The 24,496-nt window shown below is 37.0% G+C and carries 24 protein-coding genes; 10 read left to right on the forward strand and 14 right to left on the reverse strand.

From position 1 onward, the window contains the following. Window positions 1-197 precede the first annotated feature (197 nt). Complete coding sequence (locus ACG72T_RS06340) at window positions 198-1,748, forward strand: Ig-like domain-containing protein (RefSeq protein WP_395265326.1); 1,551 nt, start codon at window positions 198-200, stop codon at window positions 1,746-1,748. 91 nt (window positions 1,749-1,839) lie between these two features. Here ACG72T_RS06340 and ACG72T_RS06345 read toward each other — a convergent pair whose 3' ends face one another. The 6 genes from ACG72T_RS06345 to ACG72T_RS06370 all read right to left on the reverse strand — a co-directional run bounded on the left by ACG72T_RS06345 (window position 1,840) and on the right by ACG72T_RS06370 (window position 8,412). Then, entirely contained in the window at window positions 1,840-2,526 is a 687-nt protein-coding gene (locus ACG72T_RS06345; RefSeq protein ID WP_395265327.1) for a Crp/Fnr family transcriptional regulator, read from the reverse strand. A 13-nt stretch (window positions 2,527-2,539) separates the two neighbouring features. Then, window positions 2,540-3,094, reverse strand: coding sequence for a ferritin-like domain-containing protein (locus ACG72T_RS06350; protein ID WP_395265328.1), 555 nt, complete (start codon window positions 3,092-3,094; stop codon window positions 2,540-2,542). After that, window positions 3,094-3,324 (reverse strand): heavy-metal-associated domain-containing protein, encoded by a 231-nt coding sequence (locus ACG72T_RS06355; protein WP_395265329.1) that lies wholly within the window; start codon window positions 3,322-3,324, stop codon window positions 3,094-3,096. Before ACG72T_RS06355 ends, ACG72T_RS06350 begins: the two co-directional genes overlap by 1 nt. A 143-nt stretch (window positions 3,325-3,467) precedes the next feature. Continuing rightward, window positions 3,468-5,366 carry a heavy metal translocating P-type ATPase gene (locus ACG72T_RS06360; protein WP_395265330.1) on the reverse strand — a complete coding sequence of 633 codons (1,899 nt, stop codon included), beginning with the start codon at window positions 5,364-5,366 and terminating at the stop codon, window positions 3,468-3,470. A gap of 548 nt (window positions 5,367-5,914) precedes the next feature. Then, a complete protein-coding gene (locus ACG72T_RS06365) occupies window positions 5,915-7,090 on the reverse strand; it encodes an aminotransferase class I/II-fold pyridoxal phosphate-dependent enzyme (RefSeq protein WP_395265331.1) in 1,176 nt (391 codons plus the stop codon). Window positions 7,091-7,104: 14 nt separating this feature from the next. Then, the gene (locus ACG72T_RS06370) at window positions 7,105-8,412 is read right to left on the reverse strand and encodes a PTS sugar transporter subunit IIC (protein WP_395265332.1); all 1,308 of its coding nucleotides are present in this window, start codon (window positions 8,410-8,412) and stop codon (window positions 7,105-7,107) included. Window positions 8,413-8,563: 151 nt separating this feature from the next. Here ACG72T_RS06370 and ACG72T_RS06375 point away from each other — a divergent pair, with 151 nt between their 5' ends. Next, the gene (locus ACG72T_RS06375; protein ID WP_395265333.1) at window positions 8,564-9,409 is read left to right on the forward strand and encodes a MurR/RpiR family transcriptional regulator; all 846 of its coding nucleotides are present in this window, start codon (window positions 8,564-8,566) and stop codon (window positions 9,407-9,409) included. Between the two features lie 111 nt (window positions 9,410-9,520). Here the strand turns inward: ACG72T_RS06375 and ACG72T_RS06380 are convergent, their stop codons facing one another. The 3 genes from ACG72T_RS06380 to ACG72T_RS06390 all read right to left on the reverse strand — a co-directional run bounded on the left by ACG72T_RS06380 (window position 9,521) and on the right by ACG72T_RS06390 (window position 11,642). Continuing rightward, complete coding sequence (locus ACG72T_RS06380; protein WP_395265334.1) at window positions 9,521-9,982, reverse strand: threonine/serine exporter family protein; 462 nt, start codon at window positions 9,980-9,982, stop codon at window positions 9,521-9,523. 2 nt (window positions 9,983-9,984) lie between these two features. Then, the gene (locus ACG72T_RS06385) at window positions 9,985-10,749 is read right to left on the reverse strand and encodes a threonine/serine exporter family protein (RefSeq protein ID WP_395265335.1); all 765 of its coding nucleotides are present in this window, start codon (window positions 10,747-10,749) and stop codon (window positions 9,985-9,987) included. Between the two features lie 104 nt (window positions 10,750-10,853). Next, window positions 10,854-11,642: a hypothetical protein gene (locus ACG72T_RS06390; protein ID WP_395265336.1), complete on the reverse strand. Its 789-nt coding sequence runs from the start codon at window positions 11,640-11,642 to the stop codon at window positions 10,854-10,856. Between the two features lie 126 nt (window positions 11,643-11,768). On the opposite strand from ACG72T_RS06390, the gene ACG72T_RS06395 reads away from it, so the two are divergent. Further along, window positions 11,769-12,674 (forward strand): proline-specific peptidase family protein, encoded by a 906-nt coding sequence (locus ACG72T_RS06395; protein WP_395265337.1) that lies wholly within the window; start codon window positions 11,769-11,771, stop codon window positions 12,672-12,674. 273 nt (window positions 12,675-12,947) lie between these two features. On the opposite strand, the gene ppk1 is transcribed toward ACG72T_RS06395, so the two are convergent. From ppk1 to ACG72T_RS06420, 5 genes are all read right to left on the reverse strand, one after another. Then, window positions 12,948-14,951, reverse strand: coding sequence for a polyphosphate kinase 1 (gene ppk1 / locus ACG72T_RS06400; RefSeq protein WP_395265338.1), 2,004 nt, complete (start codon window positions 14,949-14,951; stop codon window positions 12,948-12,950). A gap of 27 nt (window positions 14,952-14,978) precedes the next feature. After that, complete coding sequence (locus tag ACG72T_RS06405; protein ID WP_395265339.1) at window positions 14,979-16,352, reverse strand: DUF2252 domain-containing protein; 1,374 nt, start codon at window positions 16,350-16,352, stop codon at window positions 14,979-14,981. Window positions 16,353-16,542: 190 nt separating this feature from the next. Continuing rightward, entirely contained in the window at window positions 16,543-17,961 is a 1,419-nt protein-coding gene (locus tag ACG72T_RS06410; protein WP_395265340.1) for a PTS galactitol transporter subunit IIC, read from the reverse strand. Window positions 17,962-17,989: 28 nt separating this feature from the next. Continuing rightward, a complete protein-coding gene (locus tag ACG72T_RS06415) occupies window positions 17,990-18,295 on the reverse strand; it encodes a PTS fructose transporter subunit IIB (RefSeq protein ID WP_395265341.1) in 306 nt (101 codons plus the stop codon). A 14-nt stretch (window positions 18,296-18,309) separates the two neighbouring features. Then, complete coding sequence (locus ACG72T_RS06420; protein ID WP_395265343.1) at window positions 18,310-18,837, reverse strand: PTS sugar transporter subunit IIA; 528 nt, start codon at window positions 18,835-18,837, stop codon at window positions 18,310-18,312. A gap of 274 nt (window positions 18,838-19,111) precedes the next feature. On the opposite strand from ACG72T_RS06420, the gene ACG72T_RS06425 reads away from it, so the two are divergent. The 7 genes from ACG72T_RS06425 (at window position 19,112) to ACG72T_RS06455 (ending at window position 24,488) form a co-directional block, all read left to right on the forward strand. Next, window positions 19,112-19,876 (forward strand): DeoR/GlpR family DNA-binding transcription regulator, encoded by a 765-nt coding sequence (locus ACG72T_RS06425; RefSeq protein WP_395265344.1) that lies wholly within the window; start codon window positions 19,112-19,114, stop codon window positions 19,874-19,876. Between the two features lie 17 nt (window positions 19,877-19,893). Next, entirely contained in the window at window positions 19,894-20,328 is a 435-nt protein-coding gene (gene lacA / locus ACG72T_RS06430; RefSeq protein ID WP_395265346.1) for a galactose-6-phosphate isomerase subunit LacA, read from the forward strand. A 17-nt stretch (window positions 20,329-20,345) separates the two neighbouring features. Further along, a complete protein-coding gene (gene lacB / locus ACG72T_RS06435) occupies window positions 20,346-20,861 on the forward strand; it encodes a galactose-6-phosphate isomerase subunit LacB (RefSeq protein WP_395265347.1) in 516 nt (171 codons plus the stop codon). A gap of 300 nt (window positions 20,862-21,161) precedes the next feature. Then, window positions 21,162-22,106 carry a hexose kinase gene (locus ACG72T_RS06440; RefSeq protein WP_395265348.1) on the forward strand — a complete coding sequence of 315 codons (945 nt, stop codon included), beginning with the start codon at window positions 21,162-21,164 and terminating at the stop codon, window positions 22,104-22,106. A gap of 27 nt (window positions 22,107-22,133) precedes the next feature. Continuing rightward, on the forward strand, window positions 22,134-23,129 hold the full coding sequence (gene lacD, locus ACG72T_RS06445; RefSeq protein WP_395265349.1) for a tagatose-bisphosphate aldolase: 996 nt from the start codon (window positions 22,134-22,136) through the stop codon (window positions 23,127-23,129). Between the two features lie 113 nt (window positions 23,130-23,242). Continuing rightward, window positions 23,243-23,560, forward strand: a complete 318-nt coding sequence (locus ACG72T_RS06450; protein ID WP_395265350.1) for a hypothetical protein — start codon at window positions 23,243-23,245, stop codon at window positions 23,558-23,560. 193 nt (window positions 23,561-23,753) lie between these two features. Continuing rightward, complete coding sequence (locus ACG72T_RS06455; protein WP_395265351.1) at window positions 23,754-24,488, forward strand: SDR family oxidoreductase; 735 nt, start codon at window positions 23,754-23,756, stop codon at window positions 24,486-24,488. Window positions 24,489-24,496 lie beyond the last annotated feature (8 nt).

Here is a 24,496-nt window from a genome sequence, read left to right on the forward strand (position 1 = left end):
TTAAGACTGCTATTTGTTTTATTAAAAGCAGAGTAATATAACATAAATTGTTATAAAATAACAATATAAATAATAGTACAATTTGTCATATAGTATTTTATTATCCCAATTTTATGCTAAATTAAGCATCGATCAAAGCTATCAAAAAAAATAATTTAGATTACGATAGAAAATCCTTTGATTAAGGAGGGATGAATTTGAAAAGAATAACAATATTGGTATCGGCCATTATTGCTAGTTTTTTGCTTGTTCTAGTTTCAACGTCTAATCAAGTTTTTGCACGTGATATTACTGAGGTCGTAGGACTCGATAGTAATAGCGCAGTAATTTCAGACTCAGACGGACAAACATATGAGCATAATGCTGAATTACCAGAAAGCAGTAAATACACCTTGAATTATCAGTGGAGTATTCCCAACGGAGTTAAGGTTTCTGAAGGCGATACTTTAACTTTTGGTATACCTGACAATGTTCAAATCACTTCTGATAGATCATTTCCAATGCTAAACTCTTTGGGAGTCACTATCGGTACGATTACAGTCAAAAAGGGTGCCCCAACTGGAACAGTTGTTTTAAATGGCGTTTTGCCACTGACACCATTGAACCGTAAAGGGTTTATTCGTGTTGGTGTTAACGGAACTACCCCTGAAACTACCGAAACACTATCACAGATTATTTTAAATAAATCTGCGGCCTGGGTTGATCCGGACAAACCCACTACAATTAACTGGGAAGTCAATGTGTTTATTCAAGGTAGCGGTATAACTGATCCAACGTTTGTTGATACACTGGGTCCCAACCACACTTACGTTGATAATAGTGCCAAACTACTGGACAACCGAGGCTTTCCTATCCCCATAACTGTTACTAAAAATGGAAACACAATTACAGTTGTAGCCACAGGTAGCTTTGTCGGAGATATGAGATTGGTATATCAATCCACCACCAACGAACCAACTGGTGAGGATACCTTTACTAATCAAGTTACGATGACTGACCAAGAAGGACATTCCGAAACGGCTGATTCATCAGTGGATCGCCCAGCACCTCCAGTGATCGAAACTCCTGGTACTGAGCAACCTGGCACCGAAAACCCTGGCACCGAACAACCCGGTACCGAGCAGCCTGGTACTGAAAATCCTGGTACTGAAAACCCTGGTACCGAACAACCCGTTACTGAGCAACCCGGCACTGAAAACCCTGGTACTGAGCAACCTGGTACCGAACAGCCCGGTACTGAAAATCCTGGTACCGAACAGCCTGGTACCGAACAACCCGGCACTGAACAACCAAGTACCGAGAAACCTGGCACTGAATTGCCAAGTACCGAAAAACCTGGTACTGAACAACCAAGTACCGAGAAACCTGGTACCGAACAACCAAGTACCGAGAAACCTGGTACTGAACAACCAAGTACCGAGAAACCTGGTACTGAACAACCAAGTACCGAGAAACCTGGTACTGAACAACCAAGTACCGAGAAACCTGGTACTGAACAACCTGTTGTTGAGTTACCAAATGCGGAAAGTCCTTATGAACCTGGACCATTAAGTCCTAACAAACCAAGTGCAGTCTTACCTTCTAGTCCAGCACTAGAATCTAATAATGCAACTTCAAATAATGACTATAGCTCTCAAAAGTTCCCACAAACTGGTGATAAAAATCAATCAGCTTTAACACTTCTAGGACTTGTCTTATTAGTTGGAACAATGAATGTAGTTGTACTACATCGCCGTAGGATGAGATAGATTCATTTAGAAATTTCGTATTGATATTTCGGCATAAAAGCACAAAAGATCCTGAGTAAAATACAATATTTTACTCAGGATCTTTTTTTATTTAATCGATCATCATTAATCGATCAGCGTCTAAGATTTTAAATTTATTATTAGTTATTTTCTCAATCAAACCTTGGTCACTTAAGGCTGTTAGTTTCCGACTAATTGTCTCGGGGGTCGTACCCAGATAAGTTGCGATATCTTTTTTCTTGAGGGGCAAAGTAAAGACATCATTATCAAGTCCAGCACTTGTTTCCAAAAGGTAGTTGGCCAAACGGCTTTCAACGCTAGCAGTCGTAACTTCAGTTGTCTGTTGCTCCAACTGGCCTACTCGACGTCCTAGGGCGTTGACCATATTAACTGTCAATTCTGGCGTCTGTTGCATCAACTTTTGAAAATCACTACGGGTAATCTGGCAAACGGCGGTGTCCATCAAAGCTTGAGCATAACTGGCATGCTCCGAATCAGCGAACAAGGCTGCCTCACCATCGAAGTCTCCAGTTTGAAGGATGCGCAACATCTGCTCTTTCCCATTGGCTGACATTTGAAAAACTTTCGCCTGTCCATGAGCCACAATGATCAAGGAATCAGCTTTATCCCCGGCTGAAAAAAGATATTCGCCACTCTTATAGTGATGGTGAGTCACCAAGGTTGCAATCGTCTTTTTATCAGCGGTTGATAAATTTTTGAAAATAGAAACTAACTCTACACAATCTTCTGCAGTGTGGTCATGTGCCAACTTTGCCATCAATTATCGCTCCTTAGTCGAAATCTTCGTCGTCTTCCTCTTCAAAACCTTCACGTGCGCTTTTACCAAGTAAAGCTTGATAGATTCTAATTTGATGATTATTGAAACCTAACAATTGAACTAATACTTGAGCCATAAAAGGACGATCTTCGTTTTCAGCCAATTTGATTGCTCTAGTAACGAACATATTATCCGTATTGAAATCATTAACGACTGTTTGAATCATCTCATCAGCGCTCAAATATTTATTCTTGCCATCTTCTTCAATCATAGCGTAGTCTGAGTACTCTTTCATAGTGGATGGAGGTAATTGGCCTTCATCAAGTAATTCATCAGCTATCTTATCATACCAAGCATTATTTTCGTCAATTGTCTGTTTTAAAACTGATTTATAACTTTCAGCATTGCTTCCCTTGATAAACCAAGCAATCTGATGCAACTTGATATTCAAAAGAAAATGATTGGAAACGATGTGTCCTGTCATTGCTCCAGCTGTAGGTTTGTGGTGATCTGCGTCAGCCTGCTTTTGTTCAGCAGCGAATTTTTCATCAATTGTTAATTCTGTCATTATGCTAGCTCCTTAACTTTAACTTTTAGAACTTCATATCCAAGATCAGTAATAACTTGAGCCAACTTGTCAGCTGAAGTCTTGCTTTCATCAAAGTCTGCTCTTACTTTACCAGCGTTGAAGAGGACCTTTACGTTTGAAACACCGTCTTGATTTTCAACGGCCTTTTGAATTTTTGTCATACATGATGGGCATGTTAATTCACCTAATTGTAAAATTGCTTTTGCCATAATCGATTCCTCCATATTTCTTAATTCATCGCTAGTGAAGTTTCAAATACCCACGAGCTGTAAATGTTTCAAGCTTGAAGCACTTACAGCTCGCAAGTAATTCGAAAATCACTTGCTCAACTAACTTACAAACACTATTCTAATTAGTTTGCTGTCTTGAGAACTTGATTTGAATCAAGTTTTGAAGATTTATTTCTAATTAATCTCATCGCATTGAAGATAACGACTAAGATACTTACTTCGTGGACAAACATTCCGCTACCCATATGGATAACGCCAACAATCAAGCCGAGCAACAATAGTGCTACGGTACCAACAGCGATAACGATATTTTCTTTAGTATTAGCAACTGTCTTTTTAGCCAAAATATAAGCATGTGCTAAAGCATCGAAACTAGATTTAACCAAGATAATATCAGCTGTTTCAATAGCAACGTCAGTTCCGGTTCCCATACCAATCCCGATATCAGCTGTAGCAAGGGATGGACTATCATTGATACCATCACCAACGAAGGCTACTGTGCTACCTTGAGCTTGGAATTTTTTAACAAAAGTTACTTTATCTTCGGGCAATAATTCTGCATGAACTTCATCAATTGGTAATCTGTCAGCGACTCTTTGAGCAGCTACTTTGTTATCACCAGTTAACATGACGATTCGTTTCAAACCAGCGTCTTTCAAAGCTTGGAGACCTTCACGGGCATCACTTCTCAATTGATCATTGACACCAACGACTAATCTCAACTCTTGATCGATAGCCATTAAGACAACTGAATCACCATCATTCATTCGCTTATCGATAGCTTGTCTTTGTTCAGCGGAAATTTTGACATCGTTAGCTTTCATCAAACGTTCATTACCGACTAGAATCTTGAAATCATCATTTTGGCCAACTAAACCTTGGCCCTTTACAGTATCTAGTTCTGGTAGTGCAGGTGTTGCAGTAATTTTTTGATCAGTCGCATATTTAACGATTGCTTGTCCTAGTGGATGATCTGAAGTCTTTTCAACTGCAGCTAACAAGGCTAAGTTTTCTGCTTTGTCACCAAAGTTATCCACGTCAGTTACACTCATTTGGCCAGTTGTTAAAGTACCAGTTTTATCCAAAACTAAAGTATCAACATGTGAAAAACTATTTACGGCATTGCCGCCTTTCATCAGAATTCCGTTTTTCGCACCATTACCAATTCCGGCAACGTTGGAAACTGGTGCACCAATAACCAAAGCACCTGGGCATCCTAAAACAAGAACTATGATAGCTAGTGGGAAGTCACGTGTGATCGCCCAAACTAAAATACCAATAATTAAAACAGCGGGTGTGTAATATGTAGCAAATTTATCAATAAAACGAGCAGCTGGTGATTGACTATCTTGAGCTTCTTCAACTAGTTCGATGATTTTACCAAAAGTAGTATCTTCACCAACGGAAGTCGTTTCAACTGTAATAGTTCCATTATCGGTCAAAGATCCAGCGAAAACTTTATCGCCGATACCCTTTTTCACTGGTGTTGATTCACCAGTAATTGAAGCTTCATTCATATAACCTGTACCATCGATGATTTTGCCATCAACAGGAATTTGACCACCCGGTTTAACCAAGACATGGTCGCCTTCGTCCAAGTCATCGACGTCAACTGTTTCAGTTTGACCATCTTCATTGACTAATTCGGCGGTTGTAGAAGCCATTTGTGTCAAACTCTTAACGGAAGAACGAGTCTTTTCCAAAGTCTTCTGTTCCAAATAGTTACCAAAGAGAAAAAGAAAAGTTACGACGGCTGACTCTTCATATTCTCCAATAATAAAGGCACCAATAACCGCGATCGTTACCAATAATTCAATACTGATAACCTTATTTTGCAAAGCGGTAAAAGCATGTAGAGCTACTGGAATTGCTCCGAGGATACTGGCTACGATCATGAAGACTGTCGCAGCAGTTCCAAATTTTAAAACGTATTCTGAAAGTAAACTCAATACGATCAAAATTGCAATTGCAGCAGTAATTTTATTTTGATGTTTCGTAATCCATACGTTTAACTTTGTCATTTTGCTTACCTCTTTCTTAACTTACAAGACATATTCTAAGGGGTAAGGTGGTTTTAAAAATTGATGTGAATCAAGTTTTAGGATTTTTGATAAAAAAGTTGCATTTAAAACCATGTTTGGGGAAACTTTCAACTACCTGCCCAACAATCTTACAATTAGAGTTCAATACATTAGAAAAAAGAACTCATAACCTGAGCCCCATAGAATAAAGTGATTTCAAAAATCATCTAAAGGAGTTCTTAAGTTATGAGTTCGTATAATAGTTTCACATTAAAGATTCGAGAAATCACACTAGAATCAAGCATCTACTAAAATCATGGACACAGTGGCATCAATTTGATCGATTCCACCGATATTTATGGTAGTAATGATTTCAAAAAAGATTATTGATCACGTTCTCAATTGAGTATTAAGCGAGACAAACTATTTATTCAATAAAAACTGCCTCGATTCTGCTATCTTTCCCTTTGCACAGCCCTGATACACTAATGGATCTCACCAAAGTTACTAAAATTTTTAGTTAATCTTTCACCCTAATTAGGATTTTTTTATTTGCCGTATGCCATGTTCATTGCTTGATAAATATCTTCAACAATACTTTTAGGATCCTCAAGACCAACATACATTCTAACGTGTGAGATTGGTAGGCCTCGTTCTTCCAAATTAGATTCATTGTTACCCTTGAAAGATGGTAACGCTAAACTTTCAAAGCCTCCCCAACTGACTCCGATTGAAATAATTTTCAATGAATTAACGAAAATCTTTAATTTGTCGAAATCTTTATCTTTGAAATCAATTCCAAACAGCGAACCATACCCAGTCAAATATTTATCCGCAATTTCTTTTTGTTCGCCTGTTGCTAAATATGGATGATATATCTTTTCAATTCTATTATCATTCTTTAAAGCGTCTAATACGTATCTAATACTCTGATCGAATTGTGTCATTCTAACAGGTAATGTTCTAAGTCCGCGAATCGTTAACCATGCATTAAACGGACTTATTACTGCTCCCAAGGATTGATGTCCATTTTCAAAAATATTATCAATAATTTCAGCTTTACCTATTATAGCTCCACCAACACTATCTGAATGTCCCCCTATATATTTGGATAATGAATGAATAACAACATCAATACCATAATCCAATGGACTTTGGAAAATAGGTGATGCCCAAGTAGCATCAATTACTGTATAGATATTCCTGTCTCTAGCAAGCTTTGAAACTTTTTCTAAATCTATCATTTCAAATTTTTGCGATGATGGACTTTCAAAATAAATCATTTTTGTTTCTGGTTTAATATAATTTAAAATATCATCACTATTTTTAATATCTACCCTGTCACATTCCACACTATATTTTTTTAAGTATCTTCCAAACGAAACTGCTTCACCATAAATCGTGTTTAACATTAAAACATGATCACCGGCTTGTAAGAGTGTGAATATCGTTGCCGAAATGGCTCCCATTCCAGAACTGAACACCTTACATTTTTCACCATGTTCCAATTTGGCCAATTTTTCTTCAAGTGATTTAATGGTTGGATTTGAACCTCTAGTATAAACAAAATGATTTTTTTCATCTGAACTATAATCAATAAATTCCTCATAATTTGAGAAATGAAATGAAGTAGTCTGTACAATGTCTGGAGCCATGGGTACATAAGGTTCTATTGATTTCAAGTCCACTTCACTACAAACGTTATAAACATTTTCTTTTTCCAAAATAACTACCTCTTTTAGTATTCGACGGAAGTATCTCCTTCTTCTTCCTTACGATATTGATTATCTAGTGCTTTGACGAATGGGTAATAAATTAGTACAACTAAAACAACACAAACTAATTGAGTTACCAATCCTTGCCACCCTCCGACAAGAAATCCAGAGAAACCAAATGGAGTCGCCCAAGGAGCTTGAATATTAGTAAACATCGGCATAAAGCCAACTGACATGGATAAGAAAGCCACTGATACTGAAACAATTGGAGCCAAAGTCACAGGAATCAACATTAATGGGTTAAAAATAACTGGCAATCCAAAAATCAAAGGTTCATTAATATTAAAGAATGATGGAATAAAAGCAATTTTAGACATTGCTTTCATTCTGGATGACCTTGCGATAATAAACATTGTAATGGCAAGACCAATAGTACATCCAGCCCCACCAATGGTTGCAAATTGATCAAGCATTTGGACTGTTCCATAATTTCCATGTCCTGCCGTCAATTTCCCTAATTCCGCCAACTGTTGATTTTTATCGGCATTAGCATAAAGAATTGGATAAAGCATTGAATTGATAACAGTTGGATGAATTCCAAACCACCATAGCAACCCATTTAATCCAGCAACTAAAATAATGGCAAATGGAGCCCCAATAATTCCCTGTATAGGAGCCTGAATAACTGAGTAGATCATGTTTGGAAAAGAGCCAGATAATACAGTTCCAATTCCATTAATGATTAAAGAAACTAGGACAATGAAGAAACCTGGAACTAAGGCACTAAATGCTTTACTAACCATTGCAGGAACGCTATCTGGCATCTTAATACCAATATTCTTCTTCACACAAAAATGTAATATTTCAATAGTAATTATTGATGTAATAATTGCGGTAATAACACCCTGTGTACCTAACCAATCAAAAGACAATACTTTTTCTACTGTTACACCTTTATCCGTTGTAACAGTCTTAGGTAACACAACGACATAGGAAACGATTCCTAGAACCATTCCCATTAACTTGTCCAAATTGTAGCTTTCAGCAAGTTTATAGGACATAGTTCCAGCAAACATCAGACCCATCATATTGAAAGTTGCACGATAGGCAGGTGAAATAAAGTCTGCCCAATGAGAGCCAAAAATATTAGCCATAAATTCTGGATATCCACTAACTGGAAAATCCGTAATTAACATAAAAATTGAACCAATAATGGTTAATGGCATAATAGCAAAAAATCCGTTACGAAGAGCTTGGAAGTATCTTAAGTCAGTTACTTTAGATACCTTAGGAACAATATTCTTTTCTACAAAGTTCGTCATTCCATCCATAATAGATAATCTCCTTTTCTAAATTCTATAATTATAATATGTTGTATAACTATCAGAGGGAACACTATTAAGTCATAATGAAACTATGTTTCACTAAAACGTAAACAAAATCTTATAAACATCGAAACAAACATTTACGAGGAGAACTAGAATGACCCAAATCATAAATGAACTACGTGAAAAGAATAATTTTACAAGCAGTTACTTAGTCTTATCACAATATATTTTGAACAATACTGAAATTGTTTTGTCTATGTCAATTTATGAACTCTCTAAAAATACTCATATTTCTACTGCGGGAATTGTGAGGTTTTGTAAAAAATGTAAAACCACTGGTTTCAAGGATTTTAAAATTAATTTAGCTCGCGATTATGAGCAAAAACTACTAACCATCGAAAATGTTGATGCTAATACCCCATTTTCAAAAAATGACGATCCACTAACAGTTTCCAGTAAAATATCTAGATTATCTATTGAAACTATCACAGCAACTCAGCATCTTCTAACTACAAAAAAATTAAATAATGCTATCACTCTTATAAAAAATTCTCATAATATATACGGTATCGGCGTTAGTAGCAACTTCATAAGACTATCTGATTTTCAATTAAAACTATTACAAATTAATTATCATATTCTTTTAATGCCCTTACAGGCTGAGCAGTTTTATCTTTCAATAAATTCGGATGACAAAGATGTTGCAATCATCATATCTAGAAGTGGAACAACTGCTGAAATAGTAAATGATGCTAAACATTTTCGACAAAATGGTACTCCTATCATTGCTATAACCGACGATGAACAAAGCCCTCTTGCACTTTATGCCACCGTCGTTTTGCTAATACCTCAAAAAGAGACCCTACCTTACGGTGTATCAAATTTTTCATCTCAGATATCTATAGAATATATTCTTAACACTCTCTACTCCTGTCTTTTCAACAAAAATTATGATACTAATTACAACAATTTACGAAAAACCCCAAAATCCCATTTTTAGCTTTTATATTAGATAATCTTTTTGAGAAATCTAACTTGATTTGACAATCCATCCTACTAAAAAAGCCCTTTGATTCTGCAATGAGAGTCAAAAGGCGTTGTTTATTTCATTCTATTTATTTTCTCGTTTGTTCAAATATCTTTTTAAAGGAGGATAAAGTTTATTGGCTATCACTTCTGCGATAATGAAACCAATTGCTAAGGACATCCCTACAGTCAATGCCTCAATAAAGCCATAAGCAGCTAAACTATCATTGCCTAAAGTAAAATTACGCATACTATTGTATAAAATAGCTCCGGGAACCAATGAAACTAAACAGGGAACATAGAAGATATTAACTGGTGCTTTTACTAAAATTGCCCCCAGATTGCCGAAGATACCAATCACAATCGCTCCCATTAAATTAGGCATGATCAAACCATGGTTATACCAACTGACAATAATGTAGACCACCCAGGCACTGGCACCGATAATACCTGCTGGAACTAGTGTCCGTCTAGGATTGTTGGTAATAATACCGAAGCCAACGCTGGATAAGAAGCCAAAAATAAATCCATAAATTATTTCTGACATAACTAACCTCCCATGATCGCTTTAATTACAATTTGCCCAATAATCACACCACTACCGATTGAAATACCTGACATAACAGCATCAGTTGCTCTGACTAAACCGGAAATAGTGTTTCGCTCAATAATTTCCCGCAACGAATTGGTCATTGGCACCCCTGGAACTAACGGCATCAAAGCACTGATAATAATATAGTTAGCATCATGTGCCACCCCACTTACACCTAAGATATGTGCAATCATGCTGATCAATAGACTCCCAATAGCGACTGGAATATAAGGTATTTTAGTATTGTGACCAACGAATTGTGCAGCTAAGTAGCCTATAATCCCAACGAAGAAAGCCAATCCTAGGTCACCCCAAGTGGCTTTAAATAATAACATCGGTGGCATGGAAACTAATCCAGCACCGATACACTTAGTAATCCATGAAAAATCCAAGGTCTCATCTTTAACTCGCATGACCTCTCGGCGTAACTGTTCAAAAGTTATCTTTTGACTTGTAAATTCTCTGGATAAAGTATTGATCTCATCTACTTTTTGTAAATTAAAATCCCCGACCCGAACTTTGAAGATCCGAGTTTTGGCGCTCTTTTCAGAACTAACAAAAATACCAGTCATTGTCGCATGACAAACAACTGGTATACTTGCAGCTCTTCCGATATATTCGACTGTGTTTTCAACACGAGCTGTTTCAGCACCATTTTCTAGTAGAATCGTCCCCACTTGACCACAAAGAGTGACAATCTCTTCCTCACTGATAGCACTCATGATGGCTTCCTCCAAATGGTAGATTTTTTATTATCAGAATATTATTAACACATTCCCCTATCAAAGCAAAGCAAAAAGACAATTCTTTTTCTGAAAATTATCGGCTACTTAGGCCCTTTCCAATAAGTTCCCTTCAACAAGGCAAATATGGAAATTGCGATAATAATTCCAATAACTATCAAAATATAATTAGTTAAATTATTCATCTGTGGCAAGGAATTTCCCTGATCCTTATCCTGATTGCTTGAAGTTGTAGTCTTAACTTTTACTCCATCAATATCTGACAGCAGATTAGGTAACTTGGTCGTTGTAGTTTGTGTTTTGTTTGGTGTGGAAATAATTTTATCTTCCGTTGAGCTTACATTTAAGTTGGAAGATGTTGAAGATTTTTTATCAGCTTTTGTCACTTGCTTTAAACCGGACATGGCAGGATTTTTAGCACCTTCAGGACGTAACGAATCAAAATCAAAAGTGATTGTGACCGTAGTTTGATCAATTTTAGAATCGAAAACTTTGGTTTGAACAACCGCTGTCAAACTCTTCTTCAAGTCTGATAGCTTGTCGATTTCAAAACTAACTGACTTCAAATTATTGCCCTTTACTTGGGTGGCAGGTTTATGACCGTCGATTGATAAAATATTGAGATCACTAAAATCAGTATCTTTAGTTAACAGAGAAACTTGGTAACTACCATTATCATTGGCCTTGACCGCAGCCCTTCTGGTAAAAAAGTTATCGACTGGTGAAATTGAATTGGAACCAGACTTATAAACCTTGAAGTTAACTTCTTGATTTGACTCGACTGTATCAGCTTGAACAATGAGATTCATCATGCAAAAAAAGCCTAAAAGTACTCCCACAAGCACTAAACTTCGCAATATTTTCCTCATCATCTCGTCCTCTCTAACACATTCAATTTTACCATAATTAGAAAGTTTCAAATAATATTATAGAATGTTTGAAAAGGACTAAGAAATAGATATATACTTATACTTATCATAAGCAGGAAGGTGAAATTTATGAAACAAGGAACAACAATCCTTACTTTAGACAACGGGTATCACTTATGGACCCACACAACTGGCCACGGTGATATCAAATTGCTGTGCCTCCACGGTGGACCTGGTGGAAATCACGAATACTGGGAGAACTTCGGCGATAAATTAGCTGATCTTGGCGTTCAAGTTACATTTTATGATCAATTAGGATCATGGTACTCCGACCAACCCGACTACAGCGATCCCGAAATTGCTAAAAAGTATCTGACTTACGACTACTTCTTGGAAGAAGTTGAAGAAGTTAGACAAAAACTAGGACTAGATAATTTTTATCTAATCGGCCAATCATGGGGTGGCGCATTAGTTCAAATGTACGCTGCTAAATATGGTCAACATCTAAAAGGTGCCATCATCTCAAGTATGGTTGACGAAATTGACGAATACGTTAAAAACGTCAACAAATGCCGTCTAGATACACTTGGTCCTGAAAAAGTTAAGTACATGGAAAAGATCGAAGCAGAAAACAAGTTATCCGATCCTACATATCAAAGCTATGTTGACATCTTAAATGCAGAATACGTTGACCGTAAACAACCAATTTCCATCAGACACTTGGTTGACACAACCGCTGTTCCTGTCTATAACACATTCCAAGGTGACAACGAATTTGTTATCACGGGTAAACTAAAAGATTGGCACTTCAGAAAACATCTCAAAGAAATCACCGTTCCTACATTATTAACATTCGGTGAACATGAAACAATGCCACTTTCATCTGCTAGAATTATGCAAAAAGAAATTCCACATGCCCGCTTAGTAACTACACCAAACGGTGGACACCATCACATGATCGACAATGCACCAGTTTACTTCGATCATTTGGAAACATTCATCAAAGACGTAGAAAGCGGAAACTTCAACGACTAGAGAGTGAAACAAGCCTGGGAATTTCCGAGGATTTACCTAGGTTTATGAATTGCACGCGTTTTTTGCGTGTGATTTATAAAACGTAGTAAACCGGAAGAAATTGGGTTCTAAAACAGCTATATATCAGTAGAAATACTGCTATATAGCTGTTTTTTTATATATGAAAAAACACAAACAAAAAAAGCCCTTCATGGTACCAAATGAAATCAAATTATTTCATCCAGTAGCCACAAAAGGACCATCGTCATTCTCTAACAAAGAACAGACGAGTTCTTATTTTGTATGTATATATTTACGATACTTCAATTGTCGTAACCAAGTTTGTTGTGCGGAAAAGCCATTATGAACCTTTTTCTTAACATAATCGCCGTCTTCATTCATATAATATGAATTTTCCGTATCTCGCCAATACATCTTCACGATTTTCAACAACTGACGCTTAGGCTTTTCTTCCAAAACAGGTACTGCTATTTCAACACGTCGTTCCAAATTTCTAGTCATCATATCCGCCGATGAAATCCAAACATCAGTATGATCCTTACCATATTGAAACTTATAAATTCGACTGTGCTCTAGCAGTTCACCGACGATACTCTTCACCCGAATATCTTCCTTGGGACCGCAAACACCTAATTTGAGTGAACATGGACCACGGACGATCAAGTGGAATGGCAAGCCTTCTTTAGCTGCAGCGTAGATTGCATTGATGATATCGACATCTGTCAATCCATTAACTTTCATAAAGACTTCGCCTTGACCATCACGTTTATACGCCTCAGTCGCCTTTTTAATATTGGTCACGATCATGTCGTTGATCCCATTAGGTGAAGTTGCCAAAAGTTTATATGGCGTTTTTTGACCAGTGATCAAGTAGTTGAAAAACTTCGTGGCATCATCCACATACTCTTGATTGCTTGTGAAATAACTTATATCAGAAAAAACATGTGACGTTATGGCGTTATAATTACCAGTTCCAATTTGAACATAACCAGTATTATCAGCATGCAAAACTAAACAGATTTTCGAGTGAACTTTATTGACCTTATCCCCGAACAGCACCCTAACGCCGGATTCTTGAAGCAATTTAGCCACTTCAATATTATGAACTTCGTCAAATCTAGCTCGCAATTCCACCACTGCTGTAACGTCGATTCCTTTGTTGGCAGCTTCTTGAAGCAGTCTCAATAAGTCAGAATTCTCTTCCGTTCGATAAATCGTTATACAGATTTTAGTCGTTTTAGGATCGTTGACAGCTGCTTCTAAATAATCAACGAAAACTTGGAACGAATCGTACGGATACTGAACTAAAATGGGTGACTTATTCAAATATTGCAAAATATCGTTAGAGCTGTTCCATTGTAGTCCTTCAAATGGTGCAGAAACTAAAGCAGGATGATCCTTGTACATCTTAAAAATCGTGTTCAAAAATTTAAGATCGACTGGTCCTTGAATCTTGTAGACGCTCTTTTTACTAATGTTGAACAACTTAGCAAAATACTCGCGTCCCTTTTTATCGCCGTTACATGCAAATTCAACTCGAGTGATCTTTCTTAAATCTCTAGTATCAACATACTTGATCATTTCACTCAAATACTCTTGATCAGTTGAATTTTCATTCAAAAAATCATAAGGCTTATTTTGGTCGTAAGTGACACGGAAAACATAGAATTTAGAAATCTGATATTTTCGAATCATGTCAGAAGCACAGTGACGAATCACATCTTCAATCAAGATAAAGTGGTTGTCGACACCAGTTTCCATCAAACGTCCTAGATCCTCAGGAATTGGGCACGTATAAACATAATTGGGAGTTTCCATCAGTAAATTCAAATTACGTCTAAACTTGAATTCCTTCATGAATCGTTGCATGTCTAAGCGCGGTAAAATTTTCTTATTATAAAGTTTTTTAATATGTTTCTTCTCTGAATCATTCAAGTCACCGAACTTCATCAACTTAAAAAGCTTCTTTTCTTTAGCTTCCTTCATTAATGAATGGTAGGCCATATACTCTTTTTCAATATTTCGTGTATTAAATTCGTAAGCCAAGCTTAACAATTCTTCACCCGAAAAACCGGTCCGTTTTTCAGACTCGTTATGTTTCATCAAAGTTAAAATGTTATGCATTCTGACTCGGAAAAATTCATCTAAGTTATTTGAAGCAATCGACAAGAATTTTAACTTTTCCAAATATGGAACCTTCTCGTCATAAGCTTGATCGATTACTCGATTATCAAATAATATCCAACTTAAATCCCTATTATAATATTCATCCTTCATATAGCTAGTTAACCTTCATTTCTAAATTTATCCTTCATCCCTCTGTTCTTTTTTAAACGAATCATAATCGTATTCGACTTGTTTGACATAACTATTAGTAAAGTTCATTAACGAATTAGCAATATCAGCGTATTCCTCACCAAATCCAATGATCAATGGATAGTTAGGCGAATGTGAATGAGCTCTGGCTAATAAAATTACGCAAACTTTCGTATAGTCCTCAAATGATTCAAAGTCTAGTTTGTCTAAATTAATTGAAGATTTCATATCTTTAAATTGCCGCATGTAAAAACTGTATTTCTTGGTATCAAAGGCCCCTAAAAATGGATCGGATGCACTCTGCAAAATCAATTGACTGTTAACAATATTCTGTCCCTGACTGACATCCACATCAGAATAAAGTTTATCATCATTATAAATTGGCAAAGCTTGTTTAGCTTGAAGTACCAAGTAATTACTGTCTAAATCTTGCAACAAGATCAAGTAGCAGAGAGTTCCCACACTCCCTACACCGACACTGTGCCGCACAATGTCAATAATATCAAAGTCTTCCAAAAATAACCTAACATCGCTACGTTGATTCTTCTTGTACTTCTTGTAACCCTCGACCACATCTTTGTAATCCTTTTCGCTGATATGTTGAGTTACTGGTTTGTTTTCGACGAATCGACGTTCTCCACTGGCACTAACCTCAGTATATTTTTCAATGACCAATTTTGAATTGCTCTTTTGAGCTTTTTTGATGCTCTTGGCAATCATCTTATTGAAAGATTCCTGGAAATATTCCTCGTTATCCTTCAATTTACCAAAAATCTCAGTAATGTTTTGCAAAGTATTTGGCAAAATAAATCGCTTCATTTCAGAGATTTTTGTCATATGTTTGAGAGTGTCAAAGTAAGTATCGACCACAGTCAATAAAAACTCTTGCACATCAGCTTCCTCAAAGCCATGTGCTCTGGCAACAATCAAGGCACTGACCAATAATCGCTTCAAATCATATTCCCAATGACCTAAGTGAGCTTCGTCAAAATCATTCATATCGAACAATAATTGCCCTTCAGAAGAGCCATAGAAACCAAAGTTTCCTAAATGGGCATCCCCACCCACTAGAACTTTGATACCACTATTCTCATTGCGTGACATATCATAATGCATTACATCAACTGTTCCCCGAAAAAAAGCAAAGAGTGACTTAGACATTCGTTCCCGTTTTACCGCTAAGAGTTCTGGAACTAGTAGCTTATTCTTAATATTCAGGATCTTATGAATATTCCTTTTCTTCGGTTCAAATTGATTGAATTTATCAGATACCGTCGTGGCAAAGAAGCGGCCTCTAATAATTAATTGTTCTGTACTTTTAAAAGCATCAGTATCTTGGAAAGTATATGGTGTTCTGCTCATACCGGTCATCTCCTTAATTTTATTATACAATAGGTAGCTTGAATAACTGTGAGCTTTCACTTATTTTTACATTATGATTAAGTATGACTAAATATTTTTATTAGACGTGCTTAAAATTTAATTATTTTATAATTGACTACAAAAAAATCCCAAAGAATTAACTTTGGGATTTTCTTATATTCTTTTCTAATTATTTAGCAGCTTTAGCAGCAGCTTCGTCAGCATAAATCTTGTTTCTCTTCTTCATTTGCTTTGCGTACCAGATGAAGATCAATAGGTATGCAGCAAGTGCTAATGCAGCATAAAGGATAAACTTGATTTGACCAGTTGAAGCGTTACCTACTAAGTAAGCTAGGAATTTTTCAATAGGACCTTCCATTGTTGAGTGGGAAATCATTGTACCTGATGCAAGTCCCTTAGGGAATGCGCCAAGTTTCTTAGCTGTAGCTGTAACCATTGGTGCTGACAATGTACCTGCCCATAGGAATAGAGGCAATTCAATAGCACCAATAACGATCATACGGATAATCTTACCACGTGTAACAACTAGCAAAGCTGGTGTAACACCCATGGCGATAATACCACCTAAAGGCAAGATCTTGTTACCAGGTAATACAAGTGCTTCAAGAAGCATGATAGGAGCCAAAACGTTAGCAGCAGCCCAGATTTCAGCACGACCAGCGATAAATGGCCAGTCAAGTCCAACGTTCATTGTACGACCTTTAAGTTTCTTGTTAGCAAAGTCTGTAATACCTTGTGATAATGGTTCAACAGCGGCAATAAACCATGAACCGATCAATGAGAATAGTTCCAAACAGAATGCGGCTGTGAATGATAGTGTAAAGATTTCCTTAATACCTTGGTGTGAAAGTAAACCAATAAAGATACCTAAATAAATACCGATAGCGAATTTACTTCCCCAGAAACCGATCTTCTTGTTCAATGCAGCAGCATCGAAGTCGAATTTATCTAACCATGGGAAAATAACATCGAAAATCTTATCAAATACCATGATGATTGGGTTCATCATGTAGTTCATATGTGTTGTTGTCATTGGGTTTGAAGCTGGTGCGTGTAAAAGATCATTAAAAGTAGGTTTCATCAAATCTGAATTGATAATCTTCAAAACACCAATAAAGATAACAAGCAATGTTGTGATTAATAAGTTTGCGCCGAAGAACATAGCTAACAAACCAACGAAAGCTAGATGCCAGATATCAAAAATATCAACATCAAGTGTATTAGTCTTGTCCAAAACGATCATAACGATATTTACGATAACCATTACAAGCAAGAAGAACAATGTATATGGTGAACCCCAAGTAATAGTAGCAAGTGGAGCCCAGCCTAAGTCGGTTACTGATAGTTGAATACCAGTTGACTTAACGAACGCATTCAAGGCGTCTTGGAAAGCTGTTGTCAACAAACCAATAACGGCACTGATAGCAGTAAGAGCGATGGCTAATTTAATACCACCCTCCAAAGCTTTAGAGAATTTAACTCTAAAGATCAAAGCGATGATAGTCAAGACGATTAACATCATTGGTGCAGCGCCAAGGTCAATCAAAGGCTTGAATATCAAGTTAGCAAAATGAATAATTCCTGACATTTCTGTTTCCCCCTAGATGAACAGTTTTTTAAGCTTTGCCACTATCTTTAATAGCTTGTTCTACTTGATCGTAAACAGGCTTTGCCATAGCAGGCATTCTGTAAAGGATAGGACCAGCATCAACAACTGGGCAACTAGGTGTGAATCCAAGGTCAGTATCAGCGATTGGTGTGAATAGATCGTAATCTTTCAACATATCTTCAGTAATATCTTTGACCATAACAGCGTCACATTGTACGTCATAACCACGGTTGCTCATTTCTTCTTCCAAAGCATCTTTGATTTGGTGACTTGAGTTAACTCCGGCACCACAAGCAGCTAAAATTTTAAACATAATTTACACTCTCCTTATTCGTTGTTCTTAGCGTATTGAGTAAACTTTCTATTCAAGAAAGAATAGATTTCTTTAGGATTTTCACTCTTAAAGAATGGTACAAGCTCGTTTTCAGAAGTACGAGCCATGAAGTCCATGATTTGTGCCAATATATTCGATTGGCCTTCTGGATCATTGTTTAAAATCATGAACAAGAACTTCACTGGAAATTCTTTCGAAGGATCTATCATATTATGGAAAGAAATTTCTTTGTCCAACTTAATTGGAACGATCATTCTTGATTTTACGAATTCACTCTCGGTATGTGGGATTGCAATGTTAGGAATCTTTGCAGATACGACTGACATGTCAATTCCAGTAGGATAGTTCTTTTCGCGTTCCAACAAGTTGTTAATGAAATCTTTAGTTACTAAATCTTTAGTTACTAAATCTTTTTTTAGTAAAGAATCAGCTATTTCACGAAACACTTCCTCTTGTGTTGAAGCCTTTGAAATATAGACTTCACTTTCGCTAAACAGTTGATCAGTAGCCAATTCACCCATTAACACCATCACCTACCTGTTCACTTGTTTGTTTTTGTTTACAACAACAATAGTAAACGCTTGCAGAAAATATGTCAATACAAAATAAAAAAATATAATAGTCTTAATGTGTTTTCCTATATTAAGTATAGGAACGGGAATTTTTAAACTATATCAGTGCAGTAAATGCTTACACAAAAATAAACATTTACATGTCAAAAACGATTGACAAGTAAACATTCAGGTGCTAAATTATGTTTGTAACGAACAATAGTAAACAAAGAGAGGTGATCTTTTGTTAAAGAAAGAGCGCTTTCTAAAGATACTATCGGAATTAGATAAAAACGATATTGTTACTGTTAATGATTTAACTACATTGTTGGATTGCTCTGATATGACTATCCGACGTGATCTCGAAGAATTATCAGAATCTGGTAAGTTGATCCGAATTCACGGTGGAGCTCAAAAAATCAGCGTTTCTCCATTAGAGGAAGCATCTCATGTGGAAAAGCGTCAAGTTCATATTAAAGAGAAACAAGAATTAGCCAAATTAGCAGCTAATCAAATCGATAATTTCGATACAGTCTTTATTGGTCCAGGAACAACGTTGGAACTGATTGCTCAAAACATTACGAAAGATATTAATTCTTTGAGAGTCGTCACCATCAGTATTCCTGTCTTTGAAAGCTTTAAAAATTCAGAATTAAATTGTGAATTGATTTTAGCTGGTGGAATTTATCGAAGCCGTTCAGGAACATTGATCGGGGCTTTGGCAAGCAATGCTGTCAGTGGACTAAAATTCGACAAAGCATTTGTTGGCGTCAATGGGATTCAGAATTCTCAGATTATGACTGCCAATACTGAGGAAGGTCGAATTCAAAGCGTCGCTTTAAATAACTCACAGACAAAATACATCGTAGCTGATAAATATAAGTTAAATCGCAATGATTTCTATACTTTCTACAGCCTTGATGATGTTGATTATCTTGTGACTAACAAAGGCACTTCCAAAGAAACTATCGATTATTATCAACAGTATGTAAGACTTATTACCAAATAATTGGAGGGATTATTTTTATGAAAATCGCATTAGCTTCAGATAAAGCAGGATTTGAATTAAAAAACTACATCAAGAACTATCTTGAAAATGAAGGAAAAGGTTACGAAATCGTTGACCTTTCAGAAGAACCAGCTGCTGACTTCGTAGATTCATCAGTTGCAGTCTCACACGCCGTACTTGATGGCAAAACAGACCGTGGAATTATGTTTGATGAATATGGTACAGGATCAGCTATGGCAAGTAACAAGATCCATGGCATGGTAACAGCTAACGTTACTGAAGAAAATACAGCTCATATGACTACAGAACACAACGGTGCTAAGGCAATCGCTATTGGTGCTGGTATCGTTGGTAAGAAACGTGCCGAATCAATCGTTGATGAATACTTAGGTGTCAACTACGCTGGTGGACGTCACCAAATCCGTTTGGACATGCTAGAGAAATTATATTAGTAGGAGGGAATTAATTTATGATTATTGCATTAGGAAACGACCATATTGTTACAGATACTAAAATCAAGATTTCAGAAATGTTAAAGGCTATGGGCCACAAGGTTATTGATGTTGGTACATACGACCACACAAGAACACACTACCCTATCTACGGACTACGTGTTGCTAACCTTGTTCGTGATGGCAAAGCAGATTACGGTGTTGTCCTTTGTGGTACAGGTGTTGGTATTTCAACAGCCGCTGACAAGAACCAAGGAGTTCGTGCAGCTTTAGTTGCTGATACAACAGCCGCTAAATATGCTAAGGAACACCTAAATGCAAACGTCATCAGTTTCGGTGGTGCCGTTGTTGGTGAACACCTTGCAGAAGAAATCGTTAAGACCTTCCTAGCAGCTAAGTATCTTGGCGAAGACGACGACCTAGTTAAGAAAATCGATGCCGTTGAAAGCAAAGACAACCCAGAACAACATGACAATCCACACTTCTATGACCATGAAATGAAGTTGTGGGACGAAGGATTCTATCACGACTAGAGAGTGGAACAAGCCCGGGAATTTCCGAGGATTTGCCCAACTCAACAAAAGTAAATTATCTTTACCGCAAAATCGCTAAATCCAAACAAAAATTCAATCAAAAAAATATACACACAAATCAAGTGAGCTACCATTGTGTAACTCATCAAGGGCTATATGAAATAAAAAGTTAGCCCGGCCTCAAGCACTGAACGTATCTGTACAGTGCTTGAGGCTGGACTAACTCGATAAATTGTTTCATAGAACCCATTTTTAATGGCCGAAATTGACTATTTTAAATTTAATAAAGGGGTCCACACAATGAGTAATTCAGTTTTAACAATCACCATGAATCCTTCTGTTGATATCTCTTACCCACTAGAACATCTAAAAATCGATACAGTCAATCGTGTTAAGGATGTTTCCAAGACAGCTGGTGGCAAGGGATTAAACGTTACAAGGGTTCTCAAACAATTAGGCGTCGAAGTCACAGCGTCAGGAATTATTGGTGGCACGATTGGTCAATATATTACTAACCAACTTGACGAAAACGATGTCGACCATGCTTTTATGAAAATAAGTCAAGAGTCTCGCAATTGTATCGCTATTTTACACGATAATGGCGACCAAACTGAGATTCTTGAAGCAGGTCCTATCCTTTCAAAAGATGACGAGAACAGTTTTCTTAAACATTTCGAGGACCAAGTAAGTAGCTTCAAATTAGTAACAATCTCTGGTAGTTTGCCTCAAGGTTTATCAAAGGCACTCTACTCCAAGATGGTTCAAGTCGCCGCTAAACATAACGTACCAGTTATCCTCGATAGCTCTAACGAGGCCTTACGTTTAGCACTAGAAAGCGATGTTAAACCATTTATGATTAAGCCCAACCAAGATGAAATTGCTCAATTGATTGGCAAAGAAATTGGCGATTTAAATGATCTCAAGGACAAACTAGCAACTGAGGATATCTTCCAAGATATTCCTTGGGTCGTTGTTTCACTAGGTTCACACGGCGCATTCGTTAAATACCATCAAGACTTCTTCAAAGTTAACATTCCAAAAATTAACGCCGTAAACCCAGTTGGATCAGGCGATTCAACCGTTGCTGGTTTAGCCGCAGGTATCGTCAAAAACGAACAACCAGAAGATATTATGAAACGAGCTATGACAGTTGGAATCCTGAATACCTTACAGGAAAAAACTGGATATATTGACATTAGTCAGTATAAAGATTATTTTGAAAAGGTAGACATAGTTAAGTACTAATGTTTAATTTATTATTCGGAGGAATGAATGTATATGACAACAGCAAAGAAGTACGCAGCACTAGAAAAAATGTCTGACAAGAACGGAGTTATTGCAGCTCTTGCTATCGATCAACGTGGATCACTAAAGAAGATGTTAGCCGCAGCCGCAAATAAGCCAGCTAACGAAGAAGATATCGTTGAATTCAAGAAAGCAATTTCTTCAGAATTGACACCTTATGCTTCAGCTATCCTTTTGGACCCAGAATATGGTCTTCCAGCAGCTAAAGTTAGAGCTGAAGGTTCAGGACTATTGGTTTCATACGAAAAGACAGGTTATGACGCAACTGAACCTGGTAGATTACCAGACTTGATCTCAATCTGGTCAGTACGTCGTCTTAAGGAAGCCGGAGCCGACTCAATCAAGTTCTTGCTTTACATCGATCCAGACGAAGATAAATCAATTATTGACCAAAAAGAAGCCTTTGTAGAAAGAGTTGGTGACGAATGTGTTGCCGAAGATATTCCTTTCTTCGTTGAACTTGTTACATATGACGACTCAATCGGTGATGTTAAGAGTGCTGAATACGCTAAGGTAAAGCCTCACAAGGTTATCGAAGCTATGAAAGAATTCTCAAAGCCACAATATCACATTGATGTTTTGAAGGTTGAAGTTCCTATTAACCTTGACTACGTTGAAGGATTTAACGGCGACAACCCTGTTGTTTACACAAAGGATGAAGCTATCAAGTACTTCAAGGAACAAAGTGATGCTACAGACTTGCCATACATCTTCTTGAGTGCCGGCGTTTCTGCTAAGGCCTTCAGAGATGAATTACACCTAGCTAAAGATGCTGATGCTAAGTTCAATGGTGTTCTATGTGGACGTGCTACATGGAAAGGTGCCATCGAACCATTCGCTAAAGACGGCGAAGAAGCTGGTAAGAAGTGGATGAACGATCAAGGTAAGAAGAACATCGAAGAATTGAACGAAGTTCTTGCTGAAACTGCTACTTCATGGAAAGACAAAGTTTCAAAAGACTAATTTAAAACTTTAAATTAAGAGATTTTGAATAAACTGGGTTTTCTTGAACACTCTTCTGTTCAGGAGAAGCCAGTTTTTCATTATTAGAGAGAAAGCTTTTCGGGGGTAAATTTATGGTTCCTGCAAATTTTGAACTAGCCAAAAATGCCATTACATCAATGGTTGCAGTTCTTTTGATCGTTATCTACATTATTTATTTAATTTCTAAGTATTCACATCGTGATAAAGAAAAGGTTTGGACTGCCGATACGATCTTATTAAGTTTTGTAGCCCTCTATTGCGTTTACATCACCTTAATGAACTTCGTTAAATTGACAGCCAACTTAGAATACCTGAACACGATCATTACCTTTGTCTTTATGGTAGTCGTGGTCGCCTTTATTATTAGTTCAATGATTAAACGTTCTGGTAAAAAATCTAAAGAGAAATAATGTATTAGACATAACTGATGATTCGGTTATGTCTTTTTTTGTACATTTCGTAACGAAAATAAACTAATCCTCCCCACTACAGCAATGATTCGTATAATTCAATGCCCCTTCAACGATTCAAAAAATTAATCTCCCCAATTAAAGATGCTATGCTGACTCCAAAACAATAATCATTTTGTAAGGAGCATTTGACATGAAAAAAGTGATTGTTATAACTGGTGCTTCCAGCGGTATCGGTGAGGCTGCAGCTAGGATTTTGGCCAGACAAGGCAATAAGGTCGTTTTAGCTGCCCGCCGTGAGGATAAGCTAAAAAATATCGTACAAGATATCACTAAAACCGATGGTATTGCGGCTTACAAGGTCACCGATGTCACCGATCTAAACCAAGTTGAAGACTTAGCTCAATTTACTCTGGACACTTTTAGAAAAATCGATGTCTGGATTAACAACGCTGGTCTAATGCCTCGTTCAGAATTAATTAAGGGGCGTATCTACGAATGGAATCAAATGATCGATGTAAATTTGAAAGGCACCTTAAATGGAATTGATGCTGTCTTACCTATCTTGCGAAAAGAAAATAGTGGACAAATCATCAATATCTCTTCAGTTGCTGGTCATACCGCGAGCATTGGTTCTGGAGTTTATTCGGCCACTAAATTTGGCGTTCGAGCTATCAGTGAATCTTTGAGAAAAGAAGAGGCAGCTGCTAAAAGTAATATTCGGGTATCCGTCATCTCTCCTGGAGCGATTGATACTGAATTACCAGACCATGTTAAAGACCCTGAGAATAAAGAAATCACTGACAAATTTTATGCTGACTATGCAATTAGTGCTGACCGAATAGCCGAAGCGATCGCTTTTGCTATCAACGCACCCGAAGATACCACAATCAATGAGATCGTCATTCGACCAACTACTCAAATGTAAATTCATTC

Source organism: Companilactobacillus sp. FL22-1, from assembly GCF_043951805.1.
In the GTDB taxonomy this organism is placed as follows: Bacteria; Bacillota; Bacilli; order Lactobacillales; family Lactobacillaceae; genus Companilactobacillus.